Below are 16,241 nucleotides of genomic sequence, written 5' to 3'. Positions count from 1 at the left end.
TCCGGGCAAGGCTCTAACCGTGTGGCCTGGGTCCAGCTGCGGCATCGCCGGCCAGATCGCCAAGCGGCGCTCGCGGTGCGGCGGCGAACCAGCGCATCGTAACCGCGCACATCGGGCCGATGGCCACGGCGAAGGCCAAGGTTCCCCAGCCCGCATCGCCACCCATCAGCCAGCCGGCGAGCAGCACGCTGGCTTCGATACCTGTGCGCACTGCGGCGATCGGCCAACCGGTACGCCGGTGCAGGCCGGTCATCAGGCCATCGCGAGGACCCGGGCCGAAGTTGGCGCCGATATACATGCCGGTAGCGAGCGCTAATACGCCCAAGCCGGCGACGAACGCAGGGATCTGTTGCCATAGACCCTCGAATTGCGGGAACAGCCACAGTCCGAACGCCGCGCTCGGCCCGATCAACGCCACGTTGAGCAGCGTTCCCAGGCCAGGCATCTGCCGGATGGGAATCCAAAGCAACAACACCACCAGCCCGATCAGATTGGTCAGCAGGCCGAACGAAAGACCGCTCTGTTTCGACAATCCCTGCGTCAACACGTCCCACGGCGCGATGCCCACACTGGCGCGCACCATCAGGCTGATGCCGATTCCATAGAGGAAGAGGCCTAGGAGGAGTTGAGCGAAACGGCGTGCGAACAGGGGAGGAAGAGTCATGCGTGCTATCCAATGCGGAAAAACGATTCTATCGACCGCATGCAGCGCGTGCCTGCGACGCTCAGTTCCAGTTGGCGCTGCGTTCTTCGCGCATGTCGGTGTTCTCGGCGCTACTCAGGTCGCGTGATTGTTGCGCAGACGCAGCAAGCCGACGCCGAGGACCACGAACATCGCCCCGGACAAGCGGTTGAACAACCGCGCACGCGCGCTGCCGGCGAACCAGCGGCCCATGCCACGTACCAGTCCGACATAGCAGAGGTGCGACATCACCGTGCAGGCTGCGAAGGTCAGCGTCAGCATCAGGAACTGGCGCATCACCGGCACTTCGTTGCTCATAAACTGCGGAAGCAGCGCGGTGAAGAAGAGAATGCTCTTGGGATTGGTCGTTGCCACCAGCAGGCCTTGCAGGAACAGCCGTGCAATCGGCTGCTCCCTCGTCCCCACTGCATTCGACGCCGCGTCGAAGACGCTGGCCCGGCTGCGCCATTGCCGAATACCCAGATAGATCAGATAGACCGCACCCGCCAGCTTGAGCGCGCCGAACAGCCATGCGGACGTCTTCAACAGGGCGCCCAGACCCAGCATCGCGGTCGCCGACACCAGAACGACTCCAGCCGCATTGCCAGCCGAACTGATCAGTGCCCGACGCATGCCCAGCGTCGCTGCGTTGGATACCGCCAACAGAATAGCGGGGCCGGGGCTGAACGCGGTGATCAGCGACAACGCGCAAAACAACGACCAAGCAGACAGGCTCATCCCTCGTATCCCCGGTTGTCGAAAGAAAGACGCCCCATGCGCTACCAGCCTGCCAGCACCAGCTTGCCGATGGTGGTTCCCGATTCCAGCCGGCGATGCGTTTCGCGCAGATTGGCGGCGTTGATGGCGCCAATGGTTTCGGTGTGCGTGGTCCGCAGTTCGCCTGCGTCGACCAGACTCGCCACGCGATTGAGCAGGTGATGCTGTTCGATCATGTCCGCCGTCTTGAAACGCGCGCGCGCGAACATCATTTCCCAATGGATGCCGATGCATTTGGCTTTGTAGGGGTCGCCTATGTTCAATGGCTTGCTGGGCTCCACGATCAATCCCACGTGCCCCTGCGGCGCAAGGACCTCGCCGATCGCTTCCCAGTAGGGGCTCGGATCGATCAGATTGAGTACGACGTCGATTTGTTCGCGGCCAAGCGCGCTTAGTTGAGCTTGCAGCGGCTGCCGATGGTCGATCACGTGGTGCGCACCCAGTGACTTGCACCAATCTGCAGTTTCATTGCGCGAAGCGGTAGCGATCACGGTGAAGCCGGCATGCCGTGCCAGTTGGATGGCGATGGAACCGACACCGCCGGCGCCGGCGATGATCAGCAACGTACGTGTGTTGTTTTCCATGTCGATGGAGAAGGGCATGCGCTCGAACAACAGCTCCCAGGCGGTGATGGCGGTCAACGGCAGGGCGGCTGCCTGTGCAAAATCCAGCGTCGCCGGCTTGCGGCCGATCAAGCGCTCGTCCACCAATTGGAACTGCGCATTGCTGCCGCTGCGGGTGACGTCGCCGGCGTAATAGACCTCATCGCCGGGCTTGAACAGTGTGACGTTTTCGCCCACGGCTTCGACCACGCCCGCGGCGTCATAGCCCAGCACCTTCGGCTGCGTTTCCACCTGCGACTTGGGCGAACGGATCTTGGTATCGACGGGATTGACCGAAACGGCTTCGACGCGCACCAGCACGTCGCGGCCGTTGGCGACCGGTTTCGGCAATTCGACGTCCTGCAGCGATTCCGGATCGCTGATCGGCAGGTAGCGGGTCAATGCGATGGCTTTCATCGGCGTGCTCCTTGGATTTCAGACCGGCGACGGATTGCGTTCGGCGAATCCGCGCTGATGCCAGTAGGGGTAGGGGGGCGTAGTCGCGCTTGCGTCGTCCAGCGTCTTGATGTGCTCGGCGCTCAGCGCCCAGTCCACCGCGCCGAGGTTCTGCCGCAGTTGTTCTTCGTTGCGCGCGCCGATCACCACGGTGGAAACGGTGGGGCGCTGCAGCAGCCAGTTCAACGCGATCTGCGGAATGCTCTTGCCGGTTTCCGCGGCCACGGCATCCAGCGCATCTATCACCTTGAACAGGCGTTCGTCTTCCACCGGCGGTCCGAACTCGGCGCTGTCGTGCAGGCGGCTGGTTTCCGGCAACGGCTGTCCGCGCCGGATCTTGCCGGTCAGGCGTCCCCAGCCCAGCGGGCTCCACACCACCGCACCCACGCCTTGGTCCAAGCCCAACGGCATCAATTCTTCTTCGTAGTCGCGACCGATCAGCGAGTAGTAGGTCTGGTTGGCGACGTAGCGCGACCAACCGTGGCGTTCGGCGACTGCGAGCGATTTCATCAGGTGCCAGCCGGAGAAGTTGGACACGCCCAGGTAGCGGATCTTGCCGGCGCGGACCAGATCATCGAGCGTGGAGAGGGTTTCTTCCACCGGTGTTTTCGCATCGAAGCCATGCAGCTGGAACAGGTCGATGTAGTCGGTGCCGAGTCGCTTCAGTGCCGCATCAATGGTCTTGATAAGGTGGAACCGCGACGAGCCCACGTTGTTGGGGCCGTCGTCGAAACGGAAGGTGGCCTTAGTGGAAATCAGCAATTGGTCGCGTCGACCCTTGATGGCGGCGCCAAGGATGGATTCCGAAGCGCCGCCGGAATACACATCGGCGCTGTCGAACATATTGAGGCCCGCTTCCAGGCAGATATCGACCAGGCGCTGCGCTTCAGCGACGTCGGTATTGCCCCATGCGCCGAACAGCTTGCCCTGGCCGCCGAACGTGCCGGTGCCGAAGCTCAATGCGGGAACTTTGAAGCCTGATTTGCCGAGGTGGCGATATTCCATGGGGTTGCTCCTTGTGGGGGAAGAAGAAATTAAGAACAAAGGCTGGAACGGAAGATCTTGGCTCAGGAATAGTTGCGTTCAGAGCAATGCAGGGTCAACCGCCTCGGCCATCGCCCGGTAGCCTGCGTCGCCCGGGTGCAGATGATCGCCGGAGTCGTAAGCGGGCAGCATGCGGGTGGGATGCCGGGGGTCGCGCAGCAGGGCGTCGAAGTCGATGATCGCATCGAACTCGCGAGCCTCGCGTATCCACTGGTTTACAGCCTGCCGCACACGTTCCTTTTCCACGTTGTAGTAGCCGGTGATCGGCGTGTCCGGCAATGCGCCTTCGAAAGGCGTCAGCGTGGCGCCGACAATGCGCACGCCGCGGGCATGCGCGCGCGCGATCAACTGGCGGTATCCGGCGATCAATTCATCGGCGCTCACCGGCGCATCGTCCGGGGCGAACGGCGTGCCGTGCCAGCTGATGTCGTTGATGCCCATAAGCACGATGACCGTCCGTAGCTGCGGTTGGCTCAGCACATCGCGATCGAAACGCGCCAGCGCGTTGACGCCCATCCGGTCGCGCAATACGCGTGCACCGGAAATTCCCGCATTCAGTACGGCAATCCCTTCGCTGGCCAGGCGCCGGGCCAGGAAGTCCGGCCAGCGCCGGTCGCTAGCGGGGGTGGAGGCCGCGCCGTCGGTGATCGAGTCGCCCAGCACCACCACGGCGCGCGCGTTGGCATCGGCTTCGACCTGCACACCGCTGATGAACAGCCGCACAGGCAGTGCGGTCGCCGCTTCAAGGTCCGTAGCGGCGGTGGCGTCACCATCGGTCAGGTAGGAGCTTTGCAGGCCTTCCCAGTGGAAGGTCGAAGGTGCGGCCGGCTGCGGCAGGTACAGGCTGATCGACAATTGCGCGGAGGCAGGAGTTTCCAGTTCCACCGGATCGCTGAGCATCGGCGCGCCTGCAGGGATGGTCACCGATTCCCGGCCATCGAAGCGCAGCACTCGATCGCTCGCGGCCACGATGCCTGCGCCTTCTCCAGCCAGCGCGAGATGGGCGGCGCCGATGTGGAGCGGCCGGTCGCCGTATTCATTGCTCAACACCACTCTGAACCGGCGGCCTCCTGGGCCGATCCGTACCACCTGACGCAAAGTCTGGTTCCAGAGATTGAACGGCACGTTGGTCGGGAACGGAAAATCGCCTTGCCACAAGGGTTGCGGGCTAGCGTGCCAAGTCCCGATCCAGCGGGCAGCATCGGCGGCCAAGGCGCTGGCGCTGCCTGTGGCCAAAGCCGCGCCCAGTGCCATCGCATGCAGGCGGGACCGGTTCATGCCTTCTCGCTCCGACAGACCAGCGCCGGGTCGGAAACTGGCAGGCTGGATGATTGCCGGCGTTCCAATGCAATCGCGCACAGCGCGACCAGAAAGGCCGACAGAGGGACCAATGCTGCGACCCTCGGCAGGGCTTCAAGCCCCGGACCATGCACGATCACCACGCCGCCCAGCCAAGCGCCGAATGCGTTGCCCAGATTGAAGGCGCCGATGTTCAGACTGGACGCCAGACTTTGCGCGCCGGTCGCTTTCTGCAGCACCCACAGCTGCAAAGGAGAAACGGTGGCGAACGCCGCTGCGCCCAGCAGGCCGACGAACAACACCATCGCCCACTGGCTATGCAGGACGAAGGTCATCAAGCCCATCACTGCGGTCAGCGCGATCAACGTACCCAGCAGCGCGGGCAGCAAACGGCGATCGGCGAATTTCCCGCCCAGCAGATTGCCCACGATCATGCCCACGCCGAACACCAGCAGGATCGGCGACACGGCCGCATCGGCGAAGCCTGCGACTTCGGTGAGCAGCGGTTGGATATAGGTGTAGACGGTGAACATGCCGCCGAAGCCCAACACCGTCATCAGCAGGCCTAACAGCACCTGCGGGCGGGCAACGGCCTTGAGTTCTTCGCGGAAGGCCATCGGTACGGCGTCGCCGCGATCTTTCGGCACCAGCGTGGCGATGACGATCGTCGCGATCACGCCGATGGCGGTGACGGCCCAGAAGGTCGAACGCCAGCCGTAGTGCAGGCCCAGCCAGGCGCCCGCAGGCACCCCTAGCAACGTAGCCACAGTCAGGCCGGTGAACATGATGGAGATCGCCGACGCTTTTCTGTCTTCTGCGACCAGTCCGGTCGCGACCACGGCGCCGACGCCGAAGAAGGTGCCGTGCGCCAGCGAGGTGATCACCCGCGCGATCATCAGCACGGTGTAGTTGGGCGCTAGCGCACAGGCCAGATTGCCCAACGTGAAGACCACCATCAGCACCACCAACACCGCCTTACGCGGCATGCGGCCGGTAACGGCGGTCAGCAGCGGCGCACCGACGAACACGCCCAGTGCGTATCCGGAGATCAACAGGCCGGCAGCGGCAATGGACACCTGCAGGTCGGTGGCGACCTGCATCAACAGGCCCATGATCACGAACTCGGTGGTGCCGATGCCGAAAGCACCGGCGGTCAATGCGTACAGCGCCAGCGGGAATCGTTTGGACGGAGAGGGGGAGATGGCGTTCAAGAAGCTGCTCAGGTTCGACCGGCCGCCAGCTTGGGACTTTCGCTGAATATAAAAAACAGCGAATATGGCTAATCACTCTCAGTAATTTATTGATAATGGATCGAGTAGGCGACCTGACACTATTCCTGCGCGTACTGGACCTGGGCTCCATCACCGCGGCGGCGCATAGCCTGGATTTGTCGGTGGCGGTCGCGAGTCAGCGTTTGAAACGGTTGGAACGCGATCTGGGGGTGCGTCTGCTGCATCGGACCACGCGCCGCCTGCACCCCACGCCAGAAGGCGCGGCGCTCGCGCAGCAGGGGCGCGTGCTGGTCGAAGACTTGGAGTCGCTGGGAACGGGTCTACGCGAAACCGCCACCGAGATCGCCGGAACCCTGCGGGTCACCCTGTCCGCTTCCTTCGGCCGCCAGTACGTGTCGCCGTTGCTGCCCGCTTTCCTGGCCCGGCATCCCAAGTTGCGCATCAGCGTGCATCTCAGCGATCAAGTAGTGGATCTGATCAGCGAAGGCTTCGATCTGGCGATACGCATCGGTGCGCTCGAAGATTCCAGTCTGGTCGCTCGCCATGTCGCGCCCAACCGGCGCGTGCTGTGCGCGTCGCCTGTCTATCTGAAACGCCGGGGCAATCCGCGTTTGCCCAAGGATCTGATGGAGCATGACTGCCTGTTGCTATTCGGTAGCAGCGGCCGTCAGGACGTCTGGCGCCTGCACGACGCGCAGGGCGAAGAACACGCGATCCGCGTGCGGGGCCGGTTCGAAAGCAATTACGGCGAGCTGCTGCGCGATGCTTCCGTGGCGGGCGAAGGTATCGCCATTCATTCCCTGTGGCATATCGCCGACGATCTGCGCGCTGGCCGCTTGCGAGTGGTGCTGCCCGACTGTCGCCTTGCCACCACCGCGATAAGCGCGGTCATGCCGCAACGTCGGCTGGTGCCGCCGCGGGTGGGTGCGTTCGTCGATTTCCTCATCTCGCAGTTCGGCGACGCACCCTGGGAGCATGGATTAAAGGTCTGAGATTAAAGGTCTAAGCTTTCAGGCCGCCTGGTCGAAGGCGAATGCATCCAGCGCCATGCCGCCCATCTGCACAGCATGGTGCAGGCGTGTGGCCTGCGCGCTCGCACCACCTGCGCCCAGGGCGACATACAAAGGATAAAGATGCTCGGTAGTGGGATGATTGCGTCGCGCCTCGGGCAGTGACTGCCAGTCCAACGCGCCTTGTACGTCGCCCGAGAGCAACTTCGCACTGAGCGCCTCGGTAAAGGCTTTCACCCATGGATACATCGGCGAGTCGGCGTGCTGCCAGTCCAGCTCTCGGAGATTGTGCGAATAGCCGCCGGAGCCGATCACCAGCACGCCTTCTTCGCGCAGAGGAGCCAACGCCCGGCCTAGCTGGTAATGCCAGGCCGCGGTCTGTGCGGGGTTCACGGATAAGGCCACGACGGGAATATCGGCCTGCGGATACATGCGCCGCAGCGGCACCCAGGTGCCGTGGTCGATGCCGGTGTGGTCGTCCAGTACCGGTTCGAAGCCGGCTGCGGTCAGGTGTCGCACCACTTCCTCTGCCAGAGCGGGCGCGCCGTGCGCCGGGTACTGGATTTCATACAGCGGCTTGGGAAAGCCACCGAAGTCATGGATGGTTCGCGGCGAGGACGTGGCGGTGACGGTGGGCGCAGGCGCCATGAAATGCGCCGAAGCCATCACCACGGCGCGCGGCCGCGGCAGCGAGGCGCCTAGCTGGTCGAGAAAATGGGCGGTCGGAGAGTCCTCGAGCGCCATCATTGGCGAACCGTGCGAAACGAAAAGGGAGGGCAGGCGAGTGGTTTCCATAGGGCATAGGATCGGGCCGCGCGTGCGTTTCACCAAGGGCCACCGCCAACCCGGTGTGTTGCAGTAATGGTCCGGGATCGCCGCTGCTTCGGTGGCGAATACAGCGGCGGGCCGCCGGTCAGGCAACATAAGCGAGGTTTCCGCTGGCCGAGGTTTGCATGAGCCACCACGACACCCGTTCCGCCGTCCGCCCAGCTCCCGACCAGGCCATGGTCGATATCGCCGATTACGTCGTCGACTACCGGATCGACTCGCAGGAGGCCTACGACACCGCGCGCTACATGCTGCTGGATTCCCTGGCTTGCGCGATGTTGGCGATGAAATTCCCAGATTGCGTCAAGCACTTGGGGCCGGTGGTTCCCGGCGCGACCCTGCAGGGTGGTGTGCGTGTTCCCGGCACCCCTCACGAGCTCGACCCCGTGCAGGGCGCTTTCGCGATCGGCGCGCAGATCCGCTGGCTGGATTTCAACGACACCTGGCTGGCCGCCGAATGGGGCCATCCGTCCGACAATCTGGGCGCCATTCTGTCGGTTGCCGACTACCTGAGCCGTAAGGCCAACCGCGAAGGCGGCAAACCGCTGACCGTGCGCGATGTGCTGACCGCGGCGATCAAGGCCCATGAAATCCAAGGGGGCTATGCCTTGCTGAACTCGTTCAACCGGGTCGGCCTGGACCACGTGATCCTGGTCCGGCTCGCTTCCACTGCCGTGGCTACGCAAATGCTGGGCGGCGGCAAGGAGCAGATCGTCAACGCGGTTTCGCATAGCTGGATCGACAATGGCGCGCTGCGCACCTACCGCCATGCCCCCAATACCGGTCCGCGCAAGAGTTGGGCCGCCGGCGACGCCTGCCGTCGCGCGGTCATTCATGCATTGAATGCGGTCAACGGCGAAGTAGGCTATCCCAGCGCGCTGAGCGTGAGGACCTGGGGTTTCTATGACATCGCCTTCCGGGGCAAGCCGTTCCAGTTCGAGCGCCCGTTCGGCAGCTATGTGATGGAGAACGTGCTGTTCAAGATCAGCTTCCCGGCCGAGTTCCACGCCCAGACCGCCGTCGAGTGCGCCATGATCCTGCATCCGCAGGTCAAGGACCGGATCGGCGAGATCGAGAGGATCGTCCTGGAAACCCAGCAAGCCGGCATTCGCATCATCGACAAGACCGGCCCGCTGGCGAACTACGCCGACCGCGATCATTGCCTGCAGTACATGGTCGCCGTGCCGCTGATCTTCGGCCATCTGACTGCCGATGACTACAGCGATGACGTGGCTGCCGATCCTCGGATCGATGCCTTGCGCGGCCTAATGGAAGTCAAGGAGAACCCGCAGTTCACTCAGGACTATTTCGATCCCGACAAACGCTATATCGGCAATTCGGTGCAGGTGCTCTTTAAGGACGGGACTTCCACCGACCGGATCTCAATCGATTTCCCCGTCGGCCACCGCAAGCGTCGGGCCGAAGGCATTCCGATGCTGATGGCCAAGTGCGAGGCAGCCCTGCGAGCCCATCTGTCGGCCGCGCAAGTCGATCGGATCATGGCCCTGGCAGCCGATCCTTCCAGGCTCGAAGCCCTTCCCGTCGATGCGTTCATGAACATGTACCGCGCCTAGAGATATGAGATAGTGCGGTCATTGGCCCTGCTGACTTGTTATGGTACCGTTAACACAGCCTTCACATCGACACGCATAATCTGGACGAGATGGCGTGCAGACATGGCCGTCTGAACAACTTACAAAAGCTGGACCCTTTAACGAAGTACTCCGGTTTTCTCTTACATCTTGATTTTTTAAGGAGCTGCAAATGAACAAGAAACTTCTCTGTGCCGCATTGCTGGCCGGTCTGGGCGTGGCGCAGGCCGCTTCCGCTCAGGAGTTCGATGACCGTTGGTATCTGACGGGTTCAGTCGGTTACAACATGCAGGATGATGATCGCCGCACCGACGACGTCCCGTTCATCAGCCTGGGTCTGGGCAAGTTCATCAGCCCGAACTGGTCGCTCGACGGCGAACTGAACTATCAGAATCCGAGCTTCGACGGCGGCATCGCCGGCGCGAACGACGACCTGAACTGGAGCCAGTACGGTCTGTCGATCGATCTGCGCCGCCATTTCATCTCCGAAGGCCGCGGTTGGAACCCCTACCTGCTGGCCGGCCTGGGCTACCAGCGCTCGGAAGAAGAGTTCGACAACTTCCCGAGCCCGAATTCCCCCGGCGAGCGTAAGGACGGCAACCTGTCCGCTAAGGTCGGTATCGGTCTGCAGAGCACGTTCGAGAAGCGCGTTGCGGTTCGCGCTGAGTTGGCCTACCGCGCCGACTTCGACGACAGCAGCTTTGCCGCCGAAGGCGGCCCGGATTGGGGCGGTTATCCGCACCAGCAGGAAGAGAGCTACTTCGGCGACGTCCTGGCTTCGGTCGGTGTCGTGATTCCGCTCGGCCCGGCGCCGTCGGCTCCGGTTCCGGCTGCTCCGGAAGTGGCCCCGAACTGCGCGGATCTGGATGACGACGGCGATGGCGTCAACAACTGCAACGACAAGTGCCCGGGTTCGCAAGCTGGCCAGACCATCGGTCCGGATGGCTGCCCGGTGGCCGTGGCGATCGACCTGAAGGGTGTGAACTTCGACTTCGATAAGTCGAAGCTGCGTCCGGACGCGGTTGCGATCCTGAGCGAAGCGACCGAAATCCTGAAGCGTTACCCGGATCTGCGCGTTGAAGTCGCCGGCCATACCGACCAGTGCGGTAAGGATGCGTACAACCAGAGCCTGTCCGAGCGTCGCGCCAAGGCGGTGTACGACTACCTGACCACGAACGGCGTCGACGCCGGCCGTCTGGTGGGTCCGAACGGTTACGGCGAAAGCCGTCCGCTGGAAGACCTGGGCCAGGCCTTCCCGGCTTGCAAGAGCGAGAAGAACCGTCGTACCGAGCTGAACGTCCAGAACTAATCGGACACAGCTTCAAGCAAGATCAGAAGCCCGGCCTAGTGCCGGGCTTCTTTTTTGCGTGCGGATTGAGGTATCGCGTGGGGTATCCGCGATAGTTGCACGCGCATCCGTTGCATCGCCGCTACCTGAGCGGGCAGCGAGACTTTCCTTGATATTGGCTGCCGCGCTTCCTACACTCTGGGACACCTACCGCCCGGGTTTTCCAATGCGCCGTTTCGTCGTCTCCAGCCTGTTTGTCTTCGCCGCGATTCCGGGCGCCAACGCGCTGCCCAATTGCGCGAGCGGTGGCATATCGCCACCACTTTCCTCGACGCAGACGTTGCTGGCACCGGTCGCTCCCGAACTGGCCACTAACACCACGCCTCTGGGAGCGCCCAGCGGCGTCCTGGCGCATGCGTACGACGAAGCGCAGTCGGTCGACCGCGTGCTGCTCCGGTTGCGGGTCCAGGCCTGCCAGAACGTGGCGATGGCAATGCCCGTTCAGAGCGTCACCGATCCCAATGATCCGGCCGCCTACAAGCCGAAGACGGCGTTCGACAACACGCCTTGGCGTTTCGATATGACCCAGAACGGCAAGCGCATGACCGCCGATGAGTTCGATGCCTGGATGAAGTCGCGCGGCGTGCGCGTGGTCAAGGGCGTACCGCCCGCGGCAGCGCCTGTACCGGTTGCGGCTCCGGCTGCCGAGCCGGTAAAGAAGTAATCGAGCGCTCCCTCGCGTTCGGCGCGGCGCGCAATCCGTAGCCCGTGGCCTCCGCGAACACCTTCAGGTCAGCGCCTGCCGCAAGACACGGGCTTGCGCGCACGTTATCCAAGCTAGGGGTCTGCTCACGTACCGAGGCCGCCGCCTGGATATCCGAGGGGCGGGTATCGGTGGATGGGCGGGTCGTGAGGAACGTCGAATTTCCGGTGGTCCGCGGCCTGCATCGCATCGCGGTGGATGGCAAGGAAATCGGCAAGAGCCAGCGCCACTACCTGATGCTCAACAAACCGCGCGGGCTGGTGACCACGGCCAAGGACGAGCAGGGCCGCGATACGGTTTACCGATGTTTCGACGGCGCCGGCCTGGGCTGGATCGCGCCCGTCGGTCGTCTGGACAAGGCCAGTGAAGGACTGCTGCTCTTCAGCAACGATCCCGAGTGGGCCGCATGCATTACCGATCCGAAAACCGGACCGCTCAAGACCTACCACGTGCAGGTCGATCGTATTCCCGATGTTGAGTTGCTGACGGGTTTGTCGGCCGGCGTATTGGTCGATGGCGCGGCACTCAGAGCGAGCTCCGCGACGATGTTGCGCTATGGCGAGAAGAACGCCTGGCTGGAGATCGTGCTGGACGAAGGGCGCAACCGGCAGATACGCCGGCTGCTGACGGCGTTCGATATCGGCGTGCTGCGCCTGATCCGCGTCGCGATCGGCGACCTGAGGTTGGGGGAATTGCCGAAAGGGCAGTGGCGCAGCCTGTCGCCGGCAGAAGCGGCAGCGCTGTCGCCGATATCGCCGCCGCTTCCGTAAAAACCAATCAAGCTTTGATGACGCTCAGTTCGCGACCGATTCTTGCGAAGGCATCGATCGCGCGATCCAGGTGCTCGCGCGAATGCGCGGCGCTCATCTGCGTGCGGATGCGGGCCTGGCCTTTGGCCACTACCGGGAAGAAGAAGCCGATCGCATAAATGCCTTCCTGCAGCAGCCGCTCGGCGAAACGCTGCGCAAGTGGCGCGTCGTACAGCATCACCGGGCTGATCGGATGCACGCCGGGACGGATGTCGAAACCGGCTGCGGTCATCTTCTCGCGGAAGTAGTGGGTATTCTCCGCCAGTTTTTCGCGCAGATCGCCCGCCGACGAAAGCATGTCGAAAGCCTTGATGCCGGCCGCGACCACGTGCGGCGGTAGCGAATTGGAAAAAAGATAGGGACGCGAGCGCTGGCGCAACAGTTCGATCACTTCCTTCTTTGCGGTAGTGAATCCGCCCAGCGCGCCGCCCATGGCCTTACCCAAGGTGCCGGTGATGATGTCGATTCGGTCCAGCACGCCTTTGACTTCCGCCGAGCCGCGGCCGGTCGCGCCGAGGAAACCCGTGGCATGGCATTCGTCGATGTGCACCAGTGCGTTGTACTTCTTGGCCAGCGTGGTGATCTGGTCCAACGGTGCGATGAAGCCATCCATGGAGAACACGCCATCGGTGGTGATCAGTTTGGTCTTGCAGCCCGCGGCATCGGCCGCCTGCAGCTGCGCTTCCAGGTCCGCCATGTCGCAGTTGGCATAGCGGAAGCGCTTGGCTTTGCACAGGCGTACGCCATCGATGATCGAGGCATGGTTCAGCGCGTCGGAAATGACCGCATCCTCTTCGCCCAACAGCGGCTCGAACAGACCGCCGTTGGCGTCGAAGCAGGCGGCGTAGAGGATGGTGTCCTCGGCGCCGAAGAATTCCGCGATCTTCGCCTCCAGCTGTTTGTGCAGATCCTGGGTGCCGCAGATGAAGCGCACGCTGGCCATACCGAAGCCGTGCGTGTCCAGCGCGTCCTTGGCCGCCTGGATGATGTCCGGGTGGTCGGCCAGGCCCAGATAGTTGTTGGCGCAGAAATTCAGCACCTTGCGGCCGTCGGCCAGTTCGATCTCGGCGGACTGCGGGCTGGTGATGATGCGTTCGGCCTTGAACAGACCCTGGGCGCGGATCGATTCCAATTCGGCAGCGTAATGCTGGGTCAAGGCGGGATCGGTGAGGGCGGAAGAGGTCATGGCGCTCGGCGGTCGGGAAAGGCGGTCAGTTTAACAATTGCTCGCCTGGAGACGTTTTGCAGCCTGTTCATGCCAATCCGGCATAAGCGGCGGCCCTCTATTCATTTCCCCCGGTGATTGTGCATCCGCAGCATCTACATTCCGGCCCGGATGGGGTCAACCGAGGGGAAGCCAGACAATGCGAACGCGATCGGAACGGACTAGGGGCAAAGGGCAGGGCGCAGTTTTGCTGGGCGTTCTGGCCTGTTCTTCGCTGTCCGCTCCGTTGCTGGCGCAGGAAAAACTGACGGTCGAGCAGCTGCAGCAGCGGCTGGAGGCGCTGGAACGGCGCGTCGGCGGCAGCGCGGCCAGCGAGTCCGGAGAAACCCAGGCCGAGCCCGGCCTCGCCGATCTAGATCAGCGTTTGCGCATCCTGGAGCGCAAGTTGGAACTGCAGCAGGAAGAGCAGGTGGCCAAGGCCAAGGAAGCGCCGGTGATCGCGGTCAACGACAAGGGCGCTTCCTTCAAGTCGGCCAATGGCGATTACGAAATCAAGATCCGCGGATTGCTGCAGGGCGACGGCCGCTTCTTCCTGGATGGGGTGCCTGCGGGTAACAACGACACCTTCCTGTTGCGTACCGCACGGCCGATCATCGAAGGCTCCCTGGGCAAGCTGGTGGGCTTCCGCTTCACGCCGGAGTTCGCTGGCGACAGCGCCACCATCGTCGATGCCTATGTGGATCTTCGTTTCAATCCGGCTTACACGGTGCGTGCGGGTAAGTTCACTTCGCCGGTGGGGCTGGAGCGCCTGCAGTCTTCGTCGGCGCTGTCCGAGGTGGAGCGCGCGCTTCCCAGCGAGCTGGCGCCCAATCGCGATATCGGCGTGCAGCTGCAGGGCGACGTGGCCGAGGGCCGCTTCGGCTACGCGATCGGCGTATTCAACGGCACCGTCGATGGCCGCGACGCGGTCACCACCAATCCGGACAACGAGTTCGAATATGCCGGGCGCGTGTTCTTCGAACCGTTCAAGAACGACGCCAACGCGCTGTCCGGGCTGGGCTTCGGTATCGGCGCCAGCGTCGGCGACAAGCGCGGCAGCGGCAACAATTTCCTGCCGCGTTATCGCACGCCGGGCCAGGTGCAATTCTTCAACTACCGCGCCGCCGCGCTGGCCGATGGGCAGCAAAGCCGTCTCTCGCCGCAGGGCTACTACTATCGCAATGCGTTCGGATTGCTTGCCGAGTACATCGTGTCGAAACAGGAAGTCAGCATCGGTGGCGTGCGCGAAGAACTGTCCAACAAAGCCTGGCAGGCAACCGCCAGTTACGTGTTGACCGGCGAGGACGCCAGCTACCGCGGTGTGGTCAAGCCGTCGCATCCGTTCAGTCCCGGCACCGGCGGATGGGGTGCGTTCGAAGTGGTCGGACGTTATGGTGTACTGGAAGTGGACGACGACGCGTTCCCGTTGTTCGCCGATCCCGCAGTATCGGCAAGCGAAGCCGCTTCCTGGACCGTGGGTCTGAACTGGTACCTCAATAGCAATCTCAAGCTGGTGTTGAATTACCTGCATACCAGCCTCGAGGGCGGAGCGGCGAGCGGCGCCGATCGCGAAGATGAAAAAGCCGTGTTCACACGCCTGCAAGTAGCCTTCTGAGAAAACGGAGCCCCCCATGAAAATCTCCTTCATTCCACTGCCTCTCCGGACCCTGTTGCTCGCCTTCGGCCTGACCGTGGCGGCCGGCGCGATTGCGAAAGACGTGGAACTGCTCAATGTTTCCTACGATCCCACCCGCGAGCTCTATCGCGATTTCAATGCCGCCTTCGCCAAGGACTGGCTGCAGAAGAAAGGGCAGAAGGTGCAGATCGAAACTTCGCATGGCGGTTCCGGCAAGCAGGCGCGCGCGGTGATCGACGGCCTGGAAGCGGATGTGGTGACGCTAGCGCTGGCCTACGACATCGATTCCATCGCCCAGCGTGCGAAACTTTTTCCGGCCAACTGGCAGAAGCGCCTGCCCGAAAACAGCGCGCCATACACGTCCACCATCGTATTCCTGGTGCGCAAGGGCAACCCGAAGAAGGTCAAGGACTGGCCTGATCTGCTGCGTCCCGGCGTATCGGTGATCACGCCTAACCCCAAGACTTCCGGCGGCGCGCGCTGGAACTATCTCGCTGCATGGGCTTATGGTCTGAAAATCTTCAAGGGCGATGAGACGAAAACCCGCAACATGGTGCGCGCGCTGTTCCGCAACGTGCCGGTGCTGGATACCGGCGCGCGTGGTTCCACCACCACGTTCGTGCAGAACGGAATAGGCGATGTGCTGTTGGCCTGGGAGAATGAGGCGTTCTTGTCCGTCGAGGAGCTGGGCCCCGACAAGTTCGAGATCGTAGTGCCGAAACTCTCGATCCTGGCCGAGCCGCCGGTGGCGCTAGTGGACAAGAACGTAGACAAGCACGGCACCCGTGAAGTGGCGCAGGCGTATCTGCAATATCTGTATTCGCCAGAGGGACAGAAGATCGCGGCCAAGCACTACTATCGTCCACGTTTTCCGCAATATGCGGACCCCGCCGACATCGCGCGTTTTCCCAAGGTGGAGCTGGTGACGATAGACCAAGTATTCGGCTCGTGGGCCAAGGCCCAGGCTACGCATTTCGCCGACGGCGGAGTATTCGATCAGATACAAGCGGAAAAATAGT

15 protein-coding genes are annotated in these 16,241 nt (G+C 63.0%); 7 read left to right on the top strand and 8 right to left on the bottom strand.

Annotated features, from left to right (window positions below; genetic code table 11):
• Positions 1 to 13: 13 nt before the first annotated feature.
• From yczE to AC1DTQ_RS10905, 6 genes are all read right to left on the bottom strand, one after another.
• Positions 14 to 664: a membrane protein YczE gene (yczE, locus tag AC1DTQ_RS10930; RefSeq protein ID WP_477849630.1), complete on the bottom strand. Its 651-nt coding sequence runs from the start codon at positions 662 to 664 to the stop codon at positions 14 to 16.
• Positions 665 to 778: 114 nt separating this feature from the next.
• Positions 779 to 1,420: a LysE family translocator gene (locus tag AC1DTQ_RS10925; RefSeq protein WP_477849629.1), complete on the bottom strand. Its 642-nt coding sequence runs from the start codon at positions 1,418 to 1,420 to the stop codon at positions 779 to 781.
• Positions 1,421 to 1,461: 41 nt separating this feature from the next.
• Entirely contained in the window at positions 1,462 to 2,478 is a 1,017-nt protein-coding gene (locus AC1DTQ_RS10920) for a zinc-binding alcohol dehydrogenase family protein (RefSeq protein WP_477849628.1), read from the bottom strand.
• Between the two features lie 18 nt (positions 2,479 to 2,496).
• The gene (locus tag AC1DTQ_RS10915; protein ID WP_477849627.1) at positions 2,497 to 3,522 is read right to left on the bottom strand and encodes an aldo/keto reductase; all 1,026 of its coding nucleotides are present in this window, start codon (positions 3,520 to 3,522) and stop codon (positions 2,497 to 2,499) included.
• Positions 3,523 to 3,600: 78 nt separating this feature from the next.
• Entirely contained in the window at positions 3,601 to 4,839 is a 1,239-nt protein-coding gene (locus AC1DTQ_RS10910; RefSeq protein ID WP_477849626.1) for an SGNH/GDSL hydrolase family protein, read from the bottom strand.
• Entirely contained in the window at positions 4,836 to 6,071 is a 1,236-nt protein-coding gene (locus AC1DTQ_RS10905) for an MFS transporter (RefSeq protein WP_477849625.1), read from the bottom strand. Before AC1DTQ_RS10905 ends, AC1DTQ_RS10910 begins: the two co-directional genes overlap by 4 nt.
• A gap of 95 nt (positions 6,072 to 6,166) precedes the next feature.
• Here AC1DTQ_RS10905 and AC1DTQ_RS10900 point away from each other — a divergent pair, with 95 nt between their 5' ends.
• The gene (locus tag AC1DTQ_RS10900; RefSeq protein WP_477849623.1) at positions 6,167 to 7,084 is read left to right on the top strand and encodes a LysR family transcriptional regulator; all 918 of its coding nucleotides are present in this window, start codon (positions 6,167 to 6,169) and stop codon (positions 7,082 to 7,084) included.
• 18 nt (positions 7,085 to 7,102) lie between these two features.
• On the opposite strand, the gene ygiD is transcribed toward AC1DTQ_RS10900, so the two are convergent.
• A complete protein-coding gene (gene ygiD, locus AC1DTQ_RS10895) occupies positions 7,103 to 7,897 on the bottom strand; it encodes a 4,5-DOPA-extradiol-dioxygenase (protein WP_477849622.1) in 795 nt (264 codons plus the stop codon).
• A gap of 158 nt (positions 7,898 to 8,055) precedes the next feature.
• On the opposite strand from ygiD, the gene AC1DTQ_RS10890 reads away from it, so the two are divergent.
• The 4 genes from AC1DTQ_RS10890 to AC1DTQ_RS10875 all read left to right on the top strand — a co-directional run bounded on the left by AC1DTQ_RS10890 (position 8,056) and on the right by AC1DTQ_RS10875 (position 12,343).
• Positions 8,056 to 9,504 carry a bifunctional 2-methylcitrate dehydratase/aconitate hydratase gene (locus tag AC1DTQ_RS10890; RefSeq protein WP_477849621.1) on the top strand — a complete coding sequence of 483 codons (1,449 nt, stop codon included), beginning with the start codon at positions 8,056 to 8,058 and terminating at the stop codon, positions 9,502 to 9,504.
• 190 nt (positions 9,505 to 9,694) lie between these two features.
• Entirely contained in the window at positions 9,695 to 10,831 is a 1,137-nt protein-coding gene (locus AC1DTQ_RS10885; protein WP_477849620.1) for an OmpA family protein, read from the top strand.
• Positions 10,832 to 11,036: 205 nt separating this feature from the next.
• Positions 11,037 to 11,534, top strand: a complete 498-nt coding sequence (locus AC1DTQ_RS10880; RefSeq protein ID WP_477849619.1) for a hypothetical protein — start codon at positions 11,037 to 11,039, stop codon at positions 11,532 to 11,534.
• Positions 11,535 to 11,578: 44 nt separating this feature from the next.
• The gene (locus AC1DTQ_RS10875; RefSeq protein WP_477849618.1) at positions 11,579 to 12,343 is read left to right on the top strand and encodes a pseudouridine synthase; all 765 of its coding nucleotides are present in this window, start codon (positions 11,579 to 11,581) and stop codon (positions 12,341 to 12,343) included.
• 7 nt (positions 12,344 to 12,350) lie between these two features.
• Here the strand turns inward: AC1DTQ_RS10875 and kbl are convergent, their stop codons facing one another.
• The gene (gene kbl / locus AC1DTQ_RS10870) at positions 12,351 to 13,568 is read right to left on the bottom strand and encodes a glycine C-acetyltransferase (protein WP_477849617.1); all 1,218 of its coding nucleotides are present in this window, start codon (positions 13,566 to 13,568) and stop codon (positions 12,351 to 12,353) included.
• A 178-nt stretch (positions 13,569 to 13,746) separates the two neighbouring features.
• Between kbl and AC1DTQ_RS10865 the strand changes: the two genes are divergently transcribed.
• Positions 13,747 to 15,201: an OprO/OprP family phosphate-selective porin gene (locus tag AC1DTQ_RS10865; RefSeq protein ID WP_477849616.1), complete on the top strand. Its 1,455-nt coding sequence runs from the start codon at positions 13,747 to 13,749 to the stop codon at positions 15,199 to 15,201.
• A 16-nt stretch (positions 15,202 to 15,217) separates the two neighbouring features.
• The gene (locus tag AC1DTQ_RS10860; RefSeq protein WP_477849615.1) at positions 15,218 to 16,240 is read left to right on the top strand and encodes a sulfate ABC transporter substrate-binding protein; all 1,023 of its coding nucleotides are present in this window, start codon (positions 15,218 to 15,220) and stop codon (positions 16,238 to 16,240) included.
• The last annotated feature ends 1 nt before the right edge of the window (position 16,241 follow it).

Source organism: Pseudoxanthomonas sp. P4_B2, assembly GCF_056402315.1.
This window is presented reverse-complemented; position numbering and strand designations above follow the sequence as displayed.